This window comes from Micromonospora sp. KC213, from assembly GCF_004348325.1.
Lineage (GTDB): Bacteria > Actinomycetota > Actinomycetes > Mycobacteriales > Micromonosporaceae > Micromonospora.
The window spans coordinates 1-17,402 of the sequence record NZ_SMKF01000126.1 but is presented as its reverse complement, the minus strand read 5'-3'; the positions used below and the strand labels follow the sequence as shown (position 1 = coordinate 17,402).

Here is a 17,402-nt window from a genome sequence, read left to right as displayed (position 1 = left end):
CGCAAGCCCCGACCCAGACCATCGACGTCCGCGACCTGGCGACCTGGCTCCTCGACGCCGCGGAACGACGCACCACAGGTACCTACAACGCGGTTGGTCCGGCTGTGCCCTTCGCCGAGTGGATCGACCTGTCCCGCCGCGTCGGCGGACACACCGGCAAGGTCGTCACGGTGGCGTCCGAGCAACTCCTCGCCCACGGAGTGGCCCAGCACATGGGCCCCGACTCGCTGCCCATGTGGGTGGCCGAACCGGGATGGGAGGGCTGGGCGGCCCGCGACGGATCTGCCGCCACCAGCGCCGGCCTACGGCACCGCTGTCGCGCCGACCTGCTCGCCGACACCCTGCGCTGGGAACGCGAACAGGGGCTGGACCGGCCACGCCGTGCGGGACTCGCCCCGGACAGGGAGCGCGAACTTCTGGCGTCCTTCGGATGAGAGGACCGCGCGCGGCGGCACCCGGGCTCAGTTCGGGTCGCGGATGGCGCCGCCGAAGGCGACGGACTCGCTGGGCGGAACGAAGTCGCGCACCGGCTGGTCGCGCAGGGCCTGATCGAGCACCCGACCGACCGCGTCGACCAGCCGAGGCTGCGCCCTCCCGCCGACGGCGTCCTGCGGGTCGTCGGGGTTCGCCGCGATCTGGGCCACCGCGAGCTGCGGGGTGATCGCCACCACCGAGGTCGTCCCGTCCCGCTCGGACGTGCCGGTCTTGCCGGCCACCGGCCGGCCCAGCCGCCGGCCCAGCTCCTCCGCCGTGCCACCGTCGCAGGCGGCGTACATGGACTGGTCGCCGACCGGGCAGCGGGCGGCGTCCGCCGCCGCCCGGGCCACGTCGGGATCGATCACCTGCCGGCAGTCCGGGCGGCCGGCGGCGACCTCGTGCCCGGCGTTGTCAGTGATCGACATGACCGGCAGCGGGGCGCACCAGGTCCCCTCCGCCGCCACCGTCGCGTACGCGTTGGCCAGGTCCAACGGGGTGGTGGAGGAGACCCCGAGGGTGAACGCCCCCCACTGCTTCGCGCCGTGGCGGGCCAGCTCGGCGTCCTGCTCGGCGCGGAACACCATGCCCAGCCGTTCGGCCATCGCCACCACCCGGTCCGCCCCGACCCGCTCGGTCAGCCACGCGAAGTACGTGTTCGAGGAGTGGCCGAAGGCGGTCCACATGGTGTGCGGGCCGTCCATCGCCAGGGTGGGGTTGGTCGGGCACCACCGCCCGTCGCAGTTGGCGGTCGGGCCCTCGACGGGAAACCGGGTGCGGATGCGCGCGGGTGCGTCGAAGGAAGTGTCCAGCGGCAGCCCGGACTCCAGCGCGGCCAGCAGGGCGAACAGCTTGAACGTCGAGCCGGCCTGGTAGCCGGCGATGCCGTTGCCGCCGCCGACGAGCTGGTTGACGGTGTTCGGGTGGTTCTTGCGGCCCGGCGGGTTGGCGGCCACGCTGTAGTTCCGGTTGACCGCCATGGCCAGCACCCGACCGGTGCCCGGCTGCACCACCGCCGTGGGCACCGCGAGGGGGTCGTCGACGGCGTAGATGGCACGCACCTCCCGTACGGCCGCCCGTTGGATGTCCGGGTCGAGCGAGGAGACGATGCGGAACCCGCCCCGGCGCAGGGTGTCCTGCCGCTCGGCGGCGGACGCGCCGAAGGCGGGCTGGGCGCTCCACCACTGGGTGAACCAGTCGCAGAAGAAGCCCCAGTCGTTCTGTTCCTTCGGCACCGCCGTGCAGTCGTTCGGGGTCTCGCTGGGGCGCAGCGCCAACGGGGCGTTGCTCGCCCGGGCCGCCTCGGCGGGTGCGACCTGCTGCGAGTCCACCATCCGGTCCAGCACGTACGCCCGGCGGCTCAGCGCCGCGTCGGCGTCGCCGTTGATCGGATCGTCGGTGTGCGGTGAACGGACCAGCCCGGCCAGCAGCGCCGCCTGGGGCAGCGTCAGCTTCGCCGGCGAGGTGGAGAAGTAGCGCTTGCTGGCCGCGGCGATCCCGTACGCCCCGGCGCCGAAGTACGCGATGTTGAGGTAGCGCCGCAGGATCTCATCCTTGCTCAACTCCCGTTCCAGGGCCAGGGCGTAGCGCATCTCCCGGATCTTCCGGGCGGCGCTGATCTCGGTAGCCGCCTGCCGCTGATGCTCGGTCAGGCGCGGGTCGCCGGCCAGCACGTTGCGCACGTACTGCATGGTCAGCGTGGAGGCACCCTGCCGGGGCGCGCCGTCGCGCTGGTTCGCGGTCAAGGCCCGCAGCACGCCGCGCAGGTCGACGCCCCGGTGCTGGTAGAACCGGGCATCCTCGGCGGCCACGATCGCCTGCCGCATCACCGGCGCTATCCGGTCCAGCGGAACCTCCACCCGGTCCTCGGTGTAGAAGGTGGTGATCAGGGTGCGGCCGTCGTTGGCGTACAGGCTCGACCGCTCGACCGTCGGCGGCTTGCGCAGGCTCTCCGGCAGTTCGGCGTACGGCGTGGCGAGCGCGCCGAAGCCGATCCCGAACACCAGCGCGGCCGGTAGCGCGGCGACCGCCAGCGCCACTCCGGCGAGCACGCCGGCGATCAGCACGGTGAACACCTTGTCGAGATGGGCCCGTTTCATCAGCTCTCCCCGCAGGAGCCGGCCAGGACCCGTCCAGAATGACCCTAAAAACCCCTTCTGCCTTCACATTTCGCAGATCCGGAGGAAATTCGCGAGTACAGAGCCGCGTGCGCGCCCGGACACGCCGCCCAGCGTCACCCGGTCGGGTGGGTCAGGGCAGCAGGGTGCCCGCCAGCGGGTGGACGGTCTCCTCGATCTCGTCGGCGACCCGGCTGAAGCACTGGTCGCCCCGCCCCCACGGGTCGTCCAGGTCATCCGAGTGCAACGGCGAGGCACCCTGCCGGGCCGCGTCGACCGCCGCCACCAGGGCCACCCCCCGGGCGTACACGGCCTCCGGGGTGGGCTGCGCCGGCGGCAGGGCGGCGCTGTCGACCAACCCGAGCAGCCGGCCGAACTCCCCCAGCACGAAGGTGCGGCAGGCGGCGTCCGGGCGCAGCGCCACCACGTACTCCTGCTGGTCGGCGGTGGCGGTGAGGACGAGGTCGGCGGCGTCGATCAGGTCGGAGCGGAGCTTGCGCGCGGCGAAGCCCTCGACGTCACCGCCGCGGGCCAGCACCTGCCGGGCGGCCGGCGGGTTCATCTCCTCGCCGGCGTGCCAGCCGCCGGTGCCCGCGCTGTGGCTGTGCAGCAGCGCGTCGGCGCGGGCCGGGTCAACGTCGAGCCGGCCCAGCCGCTCGCGGACCGCCAGCGCCAGCAGCCGCTCGGCCATCGGGGAGCGGCAGATGTTACCCATGCAGACGTGCAGGACGGTGAACGGCGGCACTCAGGTCTCCTGCGCGTCGAGGATGTCCGGGACCACGTCGCGGAGCGTGTCCAGGCTGATCGCACCGGAACGGATCAGCCTGGGCGTCGCGCCGGTGAGGTCGACGATCGTGCTCGGCACCGGGTCGGGGCACGGTCCGGCCTCCAGGTACGCCCGGACCTGGTAACCGAGCTGGTCGCGGGCCGCCTCGGCGGTCGGCGCGGGCGGCTGCCCGGCCTTGTTGGCCGAGGCCACCGCCATCGGACCGGTCTCGCGCAGCACCTCCAGCGCCACCGGATGCAGCGGCATCCGCACCGCCACCGTGCCACTGGCGTCGCCCAGGTCCCAGGCGAGGCTCGGCGAATGCTCCACCACGATGGTCAGCGCCCCCGGCCAGAACGCCTCGACCAGGTCACGGGCCGCGCGGGGCAGCGAGAAGACCAGGCCGTCGAGGGTGTGCCGGGAACCGATCAGCACCGACGGCGCCTGCCGCCCGCCACCCTTGGCGTCGGCGACGGCCTTGACCGCGTACGGGGTGAAGGCGTCCGCGCCGATCCCGTAGACCGTGTCGGTCGGCAACACGACCAGTTCACCGTTCTTGACCGCCTCGATGGCAGCGGCGATGCCGCGGTCCCGGTCGGCGGGCGACCGACAGTCGTAGAGCATCACGAGAAGCCAGTCTGCCACGCCGGGCCGGTGTCGGGACGCGGGCCGTCCGTCCGGCGGGACGCGGTGGCGAAGCGGGGCCGCCCGGCGAGGTCCCGGTGCTCCGCCACCTCGGCGTACCGGCCGTCGGCGGCGAGCAGGGCCGGCACCGCCGCGCCGTGCGTGTCGTCGTGCTCCACGCCCAGCACGCCGCCGGGCCGCAGCAGCGCGGCGGCGCGGGCCAGCACCGGCCGGATCACCGCCAGCCCGTCGACCCCACCGAAGACCGCCTCGTCGGGGTCGTGACCCGCCACCTCGGGCGGTACGGCCACCGCGCGCGGCACGTACGGCGGGTTGCAGAGCAGCACGTCGACCTGCCCGACCAGGCCGGCCAGCAACCGCGGGTCGGTCACGTCGGCCGCCACCACCTCGACCGACCGGTCCCCGGCGGCGGCCCGCTCGGCGGCGTTGCGCCGCAACCAGGCCAACGCGGCCGGCGCACGTTCCACGGCCACCACCCGGGCGTCGGGCGCCTCCTGGGCGACCGCCAGAGCGATCGCCCCGGAGCCGCTGCACAGGTCCACCACCAGCGGGGCGAGCCGGCGGCGGGCCTGCTCGACGCCCCACCCGGCGAGCAGCTCGGTCTCCGGTCGCGGCACGAAGACCCCCGGTCCGACCGCCACCTCCAGGTGCCGGAACCCGGCCCGGCCGGTGAGGTGCTGCAACGGCTCCCGGTCGGCCCGCCGGGCCACCAGCGCCGCGAACCGGTCCCGCTGGTCGGGGTCGAAGCCGTCGGCGAGCGCCAGCCGCCCACGGGGCACGTCCAGCACGTACGCCGCCAACTGCTCGGCCTCGGCGCGGGCCGACTCCACCCCGGCGGCGGCGAGGGTGCGGGCGGCCCACGCCACGGCGAGTGTGGCCCGTTCTCGTTCTGCCCCTCCGGGGGAGTGGCGTGGCAGGGAGGTCACGACATAATCATGAAGCGTCGCGAGCCCCGGCACGAGCGGGTGCGTCCCGACGCACACCGACAGGAGGTTGGCAGAGTGCCGTGGCTCGACCGGGTCGACGACCAGGTTGACGCTCTCCGTCGCGCCCGGGCCCTGCAGGAGGCGAGCCGCTCCGCGGAGGCGTGCGGCGTGCTCGACCGGGTGCTGCGCACCACCGCCGACCCGCACGCCCGGGCCGACGCGTTGGTCCAACGGCTCTGCGCGCTGATCAACCTCGGCCGGACGGCCGAGTTCACCCGGGCCATCGAGGACGCCTCGGGCGCCGTGCGGGATCTGCCCGAGCCGTACCTGCACGGGCACCTCAACGCGCTCGCCGCGCTGGCCGCGCACCACCAGGGCGCGCTGGACCGCTGCGTCACCCACCTCGTCCGGGCCGCCCGCGCACTGGGCGCGGCCGAGGAGGAGGACCGGGACACCGCCTGGGGTTGGCACGACCTGGCGATGGCGTACTCGTACCTCAGCTTCCACGGACACGCGCTGGGCGCGATCGAGCGTGCCCGCCAACACGGGCTGGCCGCCGGGCTGCCCGAGGAGCTCTTCGCCGCCCCGGGTATCCGGCTGCGCAACGCGGTCGCCCTCGACCACAACGGCGACAGCGACGGCTGCCTGCGGGTGCTCCGGGACATCGCCGCCGACCTGGCCCGGTTCGCCCGCGACGGCCGCAGCGACCGGATCCGGCCGAGCAGTCTGGCCGCGTACGGCTACGCGGCGGCCCGCCGGGCCGCGCTGGGCGACCCGGTGGAGCGTTCCGCCGAGGCGGACCCGATCCGGCTGCTCGGCCATGGCGGGGACAGCGCGCGGGCCCGGGACATGCGCCAACTCGGGCTGATCTGCCTGGCGGTGGCCGCCGGGCGACCGATCGAGGCGATCACCCGGCTCGACAGCGCCCAGGTCTCCGTCGAGACCCTGGGCGCGGCCGAGCCGGCCCGGCTGCGCAGCATCGCCTTCGCCCGGGCCGGCGACCACGCCGCCGCGCACCGGGTCGACCGGCTGGCGTTCCGCCTCGCCGCGCAGCGCAGCGACCGGCTGCGGGACGTCTACATCGACGGCATCGCCGCCCGCATCGACCACGAGGAGATGCGCCGGGAGGCCGCCCGGTACGAGGGCGAGGCGCTGACCGACCCGCTGACCGGCCTGCCCAACCGGCGTCGTCTGGAGCGGTACATCGGCTCGGCCACGGCCCAGGGCGAGCGGGTGGTGATCGGCGTCTGCGACCTGGACGGCTTCAAGGCGGTCAACACCCAGCACGGCCACCACTCCGGGGACCTGGTCCTGCAACGGATCGCCGGGGTGATCAACCGGGTGATGCGCCGGGGTGATTTCGTGGCCCGCTACGGCGGCGACGAGTTCGTGGTGGTGCTTCGCGACGCCGGGATGACAGAGGCGGCGGAGGTGGCCCGTAGGATCGACGCGGCGGTCCGCACCGAGGACTGGGAGTCGCTGGTGCCGGGCACACCGGTCGGGGTGAGCATCGGTTTCGCCCAGGTCGACGTGGCCCGTGGCACGCCGCGCGACGCGCTCGGCGTCGCCTTCGAGACCGCCGACCGGGAGATGCTGCGGGCCAAGGCCCGCCCCCGCGACGGGGTCTCCGGCATCCCGCACCGGGCCCGCTGACCGGCCGGCGCGGGCGCCGCCGGCCGGGTCACTGCCGCGACGCCACCCGCAGGGCCGCTGCCAGGCGCCGCCCAGCTGCCGCTGCACCTGCGGGTCGGCGGCTGGGGCGGATCAGCGGCGGGCGAGTTCGGTGTCGCCGGCCAGCCGGGCCGCCCGGTCGGCCTCGGCGAGGGCGTCCAGGACGCCGTCCAGGTCACCGGCGAGCGCCAGGTCCAGGTTGTACGCCGTGTAGCCGATCCGGTGATCGGTGATCCGGTTCTGCGGAAAGTTGTAGGTGCGGATGCGCTCCGAGCGGTCCACCGTACGCACCTGCGCCTTGCGGGCGTCGGAGGCGGCGGCGTCGGCCTGCTCCTGCGCCACCGCCAGCAGCCGGGCCCGCAGGATGCGCATCGCCTGCTCCCGGTTCTGCAACTGCGACTTCTCGTTCTGGCAGGAGACCACCACGCCGGTCGGCAGGTGGGTGATCCGGACGGCGGAGTCGGTGGTGTTCACCGACTGGCCGCCCGGCCCGGACGACCGGAACACGTCGATGCGCAGCTCGTTCGGGTCGATGGTGACGTCGACGTCCTCCGCCTCCGGAAGCACCAGGACGCCGGCCGCGCTGGTGTGGATACGCCCCTGCGACTCGGTGACCGGAACCCGCTGCACCCGGTGCACCCCGCCCTCCCACTTCAGCCGGGACCACACCCCGTTGCCGCCCTCGGGGACACCCTTGCTCTTGATCGCCAGCGAGACGTCCTTGACCCCGCCCAGATCCGAGTCCTGCGCGTCGATCACCTCGGTCAGCCAGCCGCGACGCTCGGCGTACCGGGTGTACATCCGCAGCAGGTCGCCGGCGAAGAGTGCGGACTCCTCGCCGCCCTCGCCGGCCTTGATCTCGATGATCACGTCCTTGGCGTCGTGCGGGTCGCGTGGGATCAGCAGCTCGGCGAGGCGTTCCTCCAGCACCGGCAGGGTCGCCGCGATCGACTCGGCCTCGGTGGCGAAGGACGGGTCCTCGGCGGCCAACTCCCTCGCCGCGACCAGGTCGGCCCGGGCCTGCGCCAGCTCACCGGCGGCCTTGTGCAGCGGCACCAGCTCGGCGTACCGGCGGCCGACGCGACGCGCGGTGGCCTGGTCGGCGTGGATGGCCGGGTCGGCGAGGCGCTTCTCCAGGTCGGCGTACTCGTCGAGGAGGGCGGCCAGGCGCTCGCTGCTCATGCGGGGGTTCTCCTTCGACGATCAGCTGGCAGGAGGGCGGAACGGACGAACGCCCGTGCCCGGCGGAAAGCCGGACACGGGCGTCGTCGGTGTGGCTACTTGGCCTTCTTCGCCTGAACCTTGGCGTACTTCTGCTGGAACTTGGCGACCCGGCCGGCGGTGTCGAGGACGCGCTGCTTGCCGGTGTAGAACGGGTGGCAGGCGCTGCAGGTCTCGACGTGGATGGCGCCGCCCTTGGCGGTGCTGCGGGTCGTGAAGGTGTTACCGCAGGAGCAGGAGACCTCGGTGGTCACGTACTCCGGGTGGATGTTGGGCTTCATGTCGCCTCGGTCCTCTCGTCGGTGGTCGCCGGGTCGCCGCTGTTTCCCCCGCCGCTGCTACGCGACGGACTCGGGCGTGAACCGGAACCGGTGGCCGATTGACCAGTGTGCCATGGGCGTGAGCCGACCCGTCAGCCGGGCCGCACGATCGGTCCACCCCCGCCAACGCCCGGCGTACCTGTCGCATTCCCGCCGGCCCCGGGCAGCATTCACCTCGACCGCGTACGGTGAAGACGTGTCCGATTCGTCCCCGAACCGGAGCGGAACGGGCAGAACACCCCGGTTGGTCGCCACCCGAGGGCTGCCCGCCTCCGGCAAGACGACCTTCGCCCGTACCCTCCAGCCGGCCGTGGTCCGGGTCAACCGCGACGACCTGCGCCGGATGATGCACGGCCAGCGGCTCTTCACGCAGCGGGCCGAGTACCAGGTGACCCTCGTCCAGCGGGCCCAGGTGGAAGCGCTGCTGCGCGCCGGCAGCAGCGTCTGCGTGGACGACACCAACCTGCGCTCGCGCACCCTGCGGGAGTGGGCCGACCTCGCCCTCCGGTACGACGCGCGGTTCGAGGTGCACGACTTCACCGACGTACCCCTGGCGGAGTGCCTGCGCCGCGACGCCGCGCGCGCCGAGGGCGACCGGGTCGGCGAGGCCGCGATCCGCCGCCTGCACGAGCGCTACCTGGCGAACCGGCCGCTGCCGCTGCCGGTGCCCACCGCCCGCGCCGGCCGCCCCGCCGCGGTGACCGCCGCGCCGGCCGTGCCGCAGGAGATCGTGCTGGTGGACATCGACGGCACCGTCGCGTTGAACGTCTCCCGCAGCCCGTACGACATGACCCGGGTCGGCGAGGACGCGCCGAACGAGGCGGTGATCGCGGCGGTGCGGGCGATGCACGCCGCCGGGTACGGGGTGGTCTTCTGCTCCGGCCGGGACGCGACGGCCCGGGACGCCACGGTGGCCTGGCTGGCCCGGCACGTCCGGGTGCCGTACCTCGGGCTGCACCTGCGGGCCGCCGGCGACCACCGGAAGGACACCGTCGTGAAGCAGGAGATCTACGAGCGCGAGGTACGCCACCGGTACCGGGTGGTCGGCGTCTTCGACGACCGGCAGCAGGTGGTACGGATGTGGCGGGCGCTCGGCCTGACCGTCTTCCAGGTGGCCGAGGGCGACTTCTGACCGTCCCCTGTGCGGGGTGCGGACACGACGAAGGGCACGGCCGCCACGGCCGTGCCCTTCGTACGGTCTCTGCCGGGAGAGGTCACTCCCCCGGCGTCGACTTGGCGATCTGCATCAGGAACTCGATGTTGGTACGGCTCTGCTTGAGCCGGTCCAGCAGGAGGTCGAGCGCCGCCTGCGAGTCCAGCGAGTGCAGCACCTTGCGGAGCTTGTGGATGATGGCCAGCTCCTCCGGCGCGAGCAGGATCTCCTCCTTGCGGGTGCCGGACGGGTGGATGTCGATGGCCGGGAAGGTTCGCTTGTCGGCGATCTTCCGGTCCAGCTTCAGCTCCGCGTTGCCGGTGCCCTTGAACTCCTCGAAGATGACCGTGTCCGCCATGGACCCGGTCTCCACCAGCGCGGTGGCGAGGATGGTCAGCGAGCCACCGTTCTCGATGTTGCGGGCCGCACCCAGGAAGCGCTTCGGCGGGTAGAGCGCGGTGGAGTCGATACCACCCGACATGATCCGGCCGCTGGCCGGCGCCGCCAGGTTGTACGACCGCCCGAGCCGGGTCACCGAGTCGAGCAGCACGACGACGTCGTGCCCCAGCTCGACCAGGCGCTTGGCCCGCTCGATCGCCAACTCCGCCACCGTGGTGTGGTCCTGCGGCGGGCGGTCGAACGTGGCCGCGATGACCTCGCCCTTCACCGACCGCTGCATGTCGGTGACCTCTTCCGGACGCTCGTCCACCAGCACCACCATCAGGTGGCACTCCGGGTTGTTGTGCGTGATCGCGTTCGCGATGGCCTGCAGCACCATGGTCTTGCCGGCCTTCGGCGGCGACACGATCAGCGCACGCTGACCCTTGCCGATCGGCATGACCAGGTCTATCACCCGGGTGGTGAGGATGTGCGGCTCGGTCTCCAGCCGCAGCCGCTCCTGCGGGTAGAGCGGGGTGAGCTTGTAGAACTCGGGGCGACGCTTGGCCTCGTCCGGCTCCATGCCGTTGATGGTGTCCAGGCGGACCAGCGGGTTGTACTTGTCCCGCCGCTGCTCACCGTCCCGAGCTGCTGCCCGCACCGCACCGGTGATCGCGTCACCGCGGCGCAGACCGTACTTCTTGATTTGGGACATCGAGACGTACACGTCGTTCGGGCCGGCCAGGTAGCCGGTGGTCCGGACGAAGGCGTAGTTGTCCAGCACGTCGATGATGCCGGCCACCGGGACGAGCACGTCGTCCTCGCCGACCTGCGGCTCACGGCCGCCACCATCGCCGCCCTCGCTCCGCTCGCCCCGGCCCCGCCGGCGGTCCCGGAAGCGGCTGCGCCGGCCGCGCCGGCCGCCGTTCTCGCCATCCTCGTCGGAGTCGTCGGTGCGCTGGGCCCGCTCGACGCCCCGCTCGTTGCGGTCACCGCGGTCACCGCGGTCACCGCGCTCGTTGCGCTCGCCCCGATCCCCGCGGTCGGCACGCTCGGTTCGCTCGTTGCGCTCGCCCCGATCGGTCCGCTCAGCCCGATCGGTGCGCTCAGCCCGATCGGTCCGCTCAGCCCGATCGGTGCGCTCAGCCCGATCAGTGCGCTCAGCCCGATCAGTGCGCTCAGCCCGATCAGTGCGGTCCCGGCTGCCACGGCCCTCACCACGCTCGGTGGTCTCCGGAGTGGCGGCCTCCTCGGCCCCCGTCTCCGGCGCACGGGTCTCGGCAGCCCGGGTCTCGGCAGCGGCGGCCCGGCTACGCCGGGTCCGGGTACGCCCCTCGGCCGCACCGGCGGTGGCCGGCGCGGCGGAAGCCTGCTCCGCGGTCTCCCGTACCTCGGCGCGGACCTCTTCGCGGGCAGGAGCGGTCGCGGTCGCGGCGGCGACCTCGGCCCGCGGTCGAGGGGTGCCGGTCGCGGCGCCGCCCTGCTGCCGCTCGGTGATCGCGCTGATCAGCTCGCCCTTGCGCATCCGCGCCGTACCGGAGATGCCGAGCGACGCGGCCAGGCTCTGCAGCTCCGGCAGCAGCATCGCCGACAGACCGGTGCCGCTGCGCCGACGGCGGGCGGGGGCGGCGGTGGTGACTTCGCCAGCGACGTTGGAAACATCCGACGTCACGTCGGTGGTGTCGCTCAATGGATTCCTTCCCTCGATAGGCCGGGACTGCCCGGAGTCGACGAACTCAGGTGGCCGGGCGGCCTCGGTGCACCCGCCTCGCACTGACGCGTCGCGGGAGTCTGTGGCACAGCAGCCGGTCAATCTCCCGACTCACCACCATCGGTGAGCAGGTCTCGCCGTCTGCGGCGACCTGTGGAAACTGCGGTGCGGCGTGGGCCTTTGGCAGGAGTGACGGGCTTACCGCCGAGAGCTTCGGGGGTGCGCCGACCCGCAGGAAGATCGCATGCTTCGCGGCTGTGCTGAGTCTAGAGCGTAATCAACTCTTCCGACCTGCGGCAACAGGACCCCGCTCGGCGTGTCCCAGTCTACCCCGCGAGACGGTCGCGCCGCTCGCCTCTATCGCCAACCGCCAGACCTGCCATTCTGTTCCCGTCCGGAAGTCAGTGGGCGGTTCGGTCAACGCCAGCACGGTCGGCCCCGCCCCACTGACCACGGCGGCCACACCAGCCGCACGCAGAGCCTCGACCAGTGCCGCCGTCTGCGGCATGCCAGGAGCACGGTACCCCTGGTGCAGCCGGTCCACGGTGGCCGGCACCAGCAGCCCCGGCTCGGCGGTCAGGGCGTGCACCAGCAGCGCGGCGCGGCCGGCGTTCGCAGCGGCGTCGACGTGTGGGACGGTGGCCGGCAGCGCCGCCCGGGCAGTCTCGGTGAGACCCCGCTCGGCCGGCACGAACACGGTGGGCCGGACGCCCTCGGCCACCGGCAGTGACACCGCCCGCGCCCCGGACGGCTCGGTCCAGGCGACGGTGAAGCCGCCCAGCAAACAGGGGGCGACGTTGTCCGGATGGCCTTCGATCTCGGCGGCCAGCCGCAGTGCCGCCTCGTCGTCGAGCCGCTGCCCGCCGTCGGTCACCAGCGCGCGGGCCAACAGCACCCCGGCCACGATCGCCGCCGAGGATGAACCCAGCCCCCGGGCCTGCGGGATCCGGTTGACGCACTCCAGGACCAACCCCGACGGCTGTCCGCCGAGCGCGTCGAAGGCGACCCGCATGGCACGGACCACCAGGTGCCGATCATCCTCCGGCAGCTCGCCGGCGCCCTCGCCGCCGACCGTGACCCGGACGCCGCCGTCGGCCACCTCGGCCGCCACGTCGTCGTACAGCCCGAGGGCCAGGCCCAGCGCGTCGAAGCCCGGCCCCAGGTTGGCGCTGGTGGCGGGGACCCGGACCCGGACCGGCCCGGTGGCGAATGTCAACGGCACCGGCTCATGCTAGGACCCCGGGCCGACGTCGGGGAGCGCCGCCCGGCGGGTGGGACGGGATCGTTACCCATCGGGCGTGACCGTCGACGCCGGTGCGACGGCCGGGTCGGCGAGCGACAGCCGGCGGGTGGCGACCCGCCAACCCACCGCGTACACCAGCGTCACCAGGCCACAGCCGGCCAGCACCACCCGCTCGTCCACCACGTCCACCACCGCGGCGACCACGAGCTGGCTCACCGAGATGGCCAGCGTCGCCAACATCATGTCGGCGGCGAAGACCCGCCCGCGCAGCCGGTCCGGCACCTCGCCCTGGAGGGCGAAGTTGGACAGCACCCAGTTGCTGCCGCCGCCGAAGTGCGCGACGAAGACCAGCAGCAACACCAGCGGGAACCAGCCGGCCACCGAGGTGCCCAGGTAGGCCAGCCCGTACAGCGACATCGACGCGGCCAGGCCGGGCAGCAGCCAGGCCCGGTCGGTGAGCACCCGACGCATCAGCAGCGGCCCGACCAGTGCGCCCGCGCCCCGGGCGGCGAAGAGCAGACCGGTGCCGACCGAGCCGGCACCGTACACCCCGGCAAGCAGCGGGAAGACGGTGAGCACGCCGTTGCCCAGGCCGACGGCCGACTTCACGGTGACCAACGCCAGCACCCGGGGCCGGCGGCCGATGTGCCCGAGCGCCTCGCCGATCGCCGCCCAGGTGCGCGGCGCCGGCTCGTCGGCGTCCCGGGCAGCCTGCAACGGGCGGCGGATCAGCGAGGCCAGGCACGCGGCCAGCGCCAGGCCGACCGCGGCCACCCAGAAACTGGTGTACGGCCCGGTTGCCGCACTGAGCACGCCGCCGAGCGAGGCGCCGACCACCGTCATGGTGCCCCAGGCGGAACCCGCGATGGCGTTGCCGGCGGCCAGCTCGCGTGGCAGCAGCACGTTGGGCAGGGCGGCCTGCGCGGCCGGCGAGTAGAACGCCTTGGCGACCGCGACCGCGGCGATCGCCACCATGGCCAGCCAGGCGGTGCCGGCGCTGCGCACCCCGAGCAGGAGCAGCACGCCGGCCAGGGCGGCGAGGTTCGCCGCCATCATGATCTTCTTTCGGTCGAAGCGGTCCGCGATCGTCCCGGTGTAGGGCAGCAGCAGGGCCACCACGCCGGTGTCCAGCGCCAGCACCAGCGCTCCCCAGACACCGCTGCCGGTCAGCTCGGGCAGCAGTACGAGCAGCGGCACCATGACGAACCAGTCCGCGCCGAAGACGACCAGTTCGGCCAGGAACAGGTTGCGGAAGTCCCGGTTGCGGGTCAGGACCTCAAGGGTGGAGGACACGTGCCGGAACCCTACCCCGACCGGTCACCTCGACACCTTCCCGCGGCCCGCCACCGACACCAGGCGCGGGCGGGGCGGACCAGCGAGGTGGCCCGCCCCGTTAGGGCGCGTCGACGCTACTGGGTCGGGGGCAGCGGCGACCTGCGGCTGCGGGGCAGGCGCAGCACCTCGAACTGGTCGGTACCGTCCAGCAGCGCCGCCGACGGCGTCGGGCGGGCCGGCGTACGCTCCGAGCCGGCGTCCGCCGGCGTACCGTCGGCCGCCGCCGGCGTGCCACCGGGACCGGCGGCCGGGACGAGCGCGCCGGCATTGGCGGCGTCCGGAGCCGGTAGCCCGGCCCGGTCCGGACGCCCCCCGCGGCCGATCCACCGCTGCCGCAGCGACTCCTTGGTGTGCTCCACCATCGTGTAGAGCGTCGGCACCAGAACCAGGGTCAGCAGCGTGGAGCTGAGCAGGCCGCCGATCACCACCACGGCCAGCGGCTGGGAGATGAACCCGCCCTCGCCGGTCAGCCCGAGGGCCATCGGCAGCAGCGCGAAGATGGTGGCGACCGCGGTCATCAGGATCGGACGCAGTCGACGCCGCCCGCCCTCGACGACCGCCTCGGCGACCCCCATGCCGCGCGCCCGGTACTGGTTGACCAGGTCGAGCAGGACGATCGCGTTGGTCACCACGATGCCGACCAGCATCAGCACACCGATCAGCGCCGGCACGCCGAGCGGGGTACCGGTGGCCAGCAGCAGCGCGATCGCGCCGGTTGCGGCGAACGGCACCGAGATCAGCAGGATCAGCGCCTGGGTGATGCTGCGGAACGTGCCCGCCATGATCAGGAAGACGATGGCGATCGCCGCCAGCACGGCCAGGCGCAGGTCGGCGAAGGCCTCCTGCTGGTCCGCGCTCGCCCCACCGACGGTCAGGGTCGCGCCCGGCACGTCGACGTCGTCCAGCCGCTGCCGCAGCTCCTGGGTGGTGGCGCCGAGGTTGGCGCCCGTGGCGGTGCCGGTGACCGTGACGGTGCGCTCGCCGTCGATCCGGGTCACCTGCGGCGGGCCGTAGACGGTGCGCAGCTTCGCGATCGTGCCCAGCTTCACCGGGCCGACTGGCAGCGCGAGCAGCTGCTCCACCGTGGTTGGCGGGGTGGCGGTGCTGTGCAGCAGCACATCCTGCCGGACGCCGTCGAGCGACACCTGGCCGAGCGGGGCGCCCCGGTACGCCTGCGCCACCACCTGCCCCACCGCCGCCTCGCTCAGCCCGGCCCGTGCCGCGGTTAGCCGGTCGACCGCCACGTCGATCCGCGGCACCCGGGTCGCCAGGCCGGACCGCACGTCCTCGACGCCCGGCGTGCCCGCCATCGCCGCCTCGGCGGCCTGGGCCGCCCGCGTCAGCGTGTCCGGGTCGGCGGCCTGGACCAGCACCTCCAGCCGGTCGCCCTGCCCCTGGCCGAAGGTCAGCGCGCCGACCTGGTCGTCCAGCGCCGCGAACCGCTCGCGGAGGATCTCCTTCATCTCCTTGGCGTCGGTGTCGCCGTCCAGCGCCACCGACCAGCGGGCGGTGTTGGTGCCGCCGCCGCCCTCCCACGGCCGGTCACTGCCCCCGACGGTGACCTGGTACGTCCGCACGCCGTCGGTGCCGGCCAGCACCTCCTCGACCCGGCGGGCGGCCTGGTCGGTGGCCGCCAGGCCGGTGCCGGCCGGCAGCTCCTGGTTGATGGTCAGGGTGTCCTGACCGGAGTCGTCGAGGAAGTTGGTCTCCAACTGGCGGGAGAGCCCGAAGGTGCCGAGCAGCACCAGCAGACCCGCCGCCACGGTGAGCCAGCGGGTGGCCCGGGACCGGGTGACGAACCCGATCACCGGCAGGTAGGCCCGCTGCAACGGGTTGCGCAGCTCCCTCTCCTCGGCGGCCCGGCGTACCTCGGCGGCGTCCGCGCCGGTGTGGCGCGGCGTGAGGAACCAGTACGCCAGCACCGGGATCACGGTCAACGACACCAGCAGCGAGGCGAGCAGCGCCACCGTCACGGTGATCGCGAACGGCGCGAAGAGCTGCCCGACGAAGCCGCCGACCAACGCGATCGGGGCGAACACCGCGACCGTGGTGAGGGTGGACGCGGTCACCGCGCCGGCCACCTCGCGGACCGCGGCGACGATCGCCGTCCGTTTCGGCTCGCCGTACGCCAGGTGGCGCTTGATGTTCTCCAGCACCACGATCGAGTCGTCGACCACCCGGCCCACGGCGATGGTGAGCGCGCCGAGGGTGAGCAGGTTGAGCGAGTAGTCGCCGATCCAGAGCGCGATCAGTGCCACCAGCACGGACAACGGGATGGACACGGCGGTGACCACCGTGGACCGTACCGAGAGCAGGAAGACCAGGATCACCACCACGGCCATCAGCAGGCCGAGCAGGCCCTCGGTGGTCAGGCTCTCGATCGACTTCTCGACGAACGGCGCCTGGTCGAAGACCACGGTCAGCTCGGTGCCGGAGGCGGTACGCAGGTCGGTCAGCCGGTCCCGGATCTCGTGGGAGATGCGTACCGCGTTGCCGTCCGGCGCGGCGGTGACCTGGATCCCGATGCTCTTCTCGCCGTTGGTACGGGTGATCGCGGTGGCCGGGGAGAGCCGCTGCTCGACCGTCGCCACGTCGCCGAGGCGGACCGGGGGTGCCTTCGGCGCGGTGGGGGTCAGCACGATGCCGCGCAGCTCGTCCAGGGTGGTGACCGGGACGCCGACCTGCACCGGCAGGAGCCGGCTCCCGTCGCTCACCGCGCCGGCCGGGACGGCGACGCCGTTGTTGCGCAGCGCCGCGCCGAGCGCGGTGGGGGCCAGTCGGGCGGCGGCGAACTTCGCCGGGTTCGGCGTGATCGTCACGACCTGTTCGCGGGTTCCGGTCACCGCGACCGCGCGGACCCCGTCGATCCGCTCCAGTTCGGGTACGACGGTGGTGCGCAGCCGCTCGGCGAGCGCCCGCTCGTCGCCTCCACCGCTGGCCGCGAGCACCACCGCCGGTAGGTCGTCGGTGCTGCCGGTGAGCACCTGGGGATCGACCCCCTCCGGCAGCTGCGCCTCGATCCGGCCCAGGGCGGTCCGCATCCGGTTCGCCGCGTCGTCGGCGTCGGTGCCGAACGCGAACTGCACGGAGACGGTGGCCGAGCCCTCGCGGGAGGTGGAGGTCATCTTCTCCAGGCCGGCCAGGCCCCGGAGGCTGTTCTCGATCGGCTCGGTGACCTGGGACTCGACGATCTCCGGCCCGGCGCCCGGGTAGCCGGCGACGACGAACGCGCCCGGGAACTCCAGCGACGGCAGGAGCTGCTGCTTCAGGGCGGGCACCGCGAACACCCCGAACATCGCGGCCACCACCGCGATCAGGGCGACGAGCCCCCGGTTGGCGAGACTGGATCTGGCGAGCAACGACATCGGCGGGACTCACTCCTGGATTGGAGGGGTTGGCGAGGCCCTGAGTCTGCCCGATCGGACCCCGTTCGCACCCCACC

Annotated in this window: 12 protein-coding genes and 1 pseudogene; 3 read left to right on the top strand and 10 right to left on the bottom strand. The window is 73.5% G+C overall.

Translation table 11 applies throughout. The features are described 5' to 3' along the window. Positions 1-434 (top strand): annotated as a pseudogene (locus E1166_RS22050) (hypothetical protein); the annotation flags it as partial. 27 nt (positions 435-461) lie between these two features. Here E1166_RS22050 and E1166_RS22045 read toward each other — a convergent pair. From E1166_RS22045 to prmC, 4 genes are all read right to left on the bottom strand, one after another. Continuing rightward, positions 462-2,573 (bottom strand): transglycosylase domain-containing protein, encoded by a 2,112-nt coding sequence (locus tag E1166_RS22045; RefSeq protein ID WP_132341594.1) that lies wholly within the window; start codon positions 2,571-2,573, stop codon positions 462-464. A gap of 151 nt (positions 2,574-2,724) precedes the next feature. Beyond that, positions 2,725-3,336, bottom strand: a complete 612-nt coding sequence (locus E1166_RS22040) for a phosphotyrosine protein phosphatase (protein WP_132268523.1) — start codon at positions 3,334-3,336, stop codon at positions 2,725-2,727. Further along, positions 3,337-3,981: an L-threonylcarbamoyladenylate synthase gene (locus E1166_RS22035; protein ID WP_132341598.1), complete on the bottom strand. Its 645-nt coding sequence runs from the start codon at positions 3,979-3,981 to the stop codon at positions 3,337-3,339. Next, positions 3,981-4,928 carry a peptide chain release factor N(5)-glutamine methyltransferase gene (gene prmC / locus E1166_RS22030; RefSeq protein WP_132341592.1) on the bottom strand — a complete coding sequence of 316 codons (948 nt, stop codon included), beginning with the start codon at positions 4,926-4,928 and terminating at the stop codon, positions 3,981-3,983. Before prmC ends, E1166_RS22035 begins: the two co-directional genes overlap by 1 nt. Before the next feature lie 75 nt (positions 4,929-5,003). Here prmC and E1166_RS22025 point away from each other — a divergent pair, with 75 nt between their 5' ends. Next, on the top strand, positions 5,004-6,581 hold the full coding sequence (locus tag E1166_RS22025) for a GGDEF domain-containing protein (RefSeq protein ID WP_132341596.1): 1,578 nt from the start codon (positions 5,004-5,006) through the stop codon (positions 6,579-6,581). A gap of 111 nt (positions 6,582-6,692) precedes the next feature. Here E1166_RS22025 and prfA read toward each other — a convergent pair whose 3' ends face one another. Both prfA and rpmE read right to left on the bottom strand, forming a co-directional pair. Further along, positions 6,693-7,781, bottom strand: a complete 1,089-nt coding sequence (gene prfA / locus E1166_RS22020) for a peptide chain release factor 1 (RefSeq protein ID WP_132268528.1) — start codon at positions 7,779-7,781, stop codon at positions 6,693-6,695. 95 nt (positions 7,782-7,876) lie between these two features. Further along, positions 7,877-8,101, bottom strand: a complete 225-nt coding sequence (rpmE, locus tag E1166_RS22015) for a 50S ribosomal protein L31 (protein WP_088975813.1) — start codon at positions 8,099-8,101, stop codon at positions 7,877-7,879. A 235-nt stretch (positions 8,102-8,336) separates the two neighbouring features. Here rpmE and E1166_RS22010 point away from each other — a divergent pair, with 235 nt between their 5' ends. Continuing rightward, positions 8,337-9,272 carry an AAA family ATPase gene (locus tag E1166_RS22010; protein ID WP_243710480.1) on the top strand — a complete coding sequence of 312 codons (936 nt, stop codon included), beginning with the start codon at positions 8,337-8,339 and terminating at the stop codon, positions 9,270-9,272. Positions 9,273-9,354: 82 nt separating this feature from the next. Here the strand turns inward: E1166_RS22010 and rho are convergent, their stop codons facing one another. From rho to E1166_RS21990, 4 genes are all read right to left on the bottom strand, one after another. Next, positions 9,355-11,361 (bottom strand): transcription termination factor Rho, encoded by a 2,007-nt coding sequence (rho, locus tag E1166_RS22005; RefSeq protein ID WP_132341588.1) that lies wholly within the window; start codon positions 11,359-11,361, stop codon positions 9,355-9,357. Positions 11,362-11,659: 298 nt separating this feature from the next. Beyond that, positions 11,660-12,604: a homoserine kinase gene (gene thrB, locus E1166_RS22000; protein WP_132341586.1), complete on the bottom strand. Its 945-nt coding sequence runs from the start codon at positions 12,602-12,604 to the stop codon at positions 11,660-11,662. A gap of 63 nt (positions 12,605-12,667) precedes the next feature. Next, positions 12,668-13,918 carry an MFS transporter gene (locus tag E1166_RS21995; protein ID WP_132341583.1) on the bottom strand — a complete coding sequence of 417 codons (1,251 nt, stop codon included), beginning with the start codon at positions 13,916-13,918 and terminating at the stop codon, positions 12,668-12,670. Positions 13,919-14,034: 116 nt separating this feature from the next. Beyond that, positions 14,035-17,325 (bottom strand): efflux RND transporter permease subunit, encoded by a 3,291-nt coding sequence (locus E1166_RS21990; RefSeq protein ID WP_132341581.1) that lies wholly within the window; start codon positions 17,323-17,325, stop codon positions 14,035-14,037. Positions 17,326-17,402: the final 77 nt, after the last annotated feature.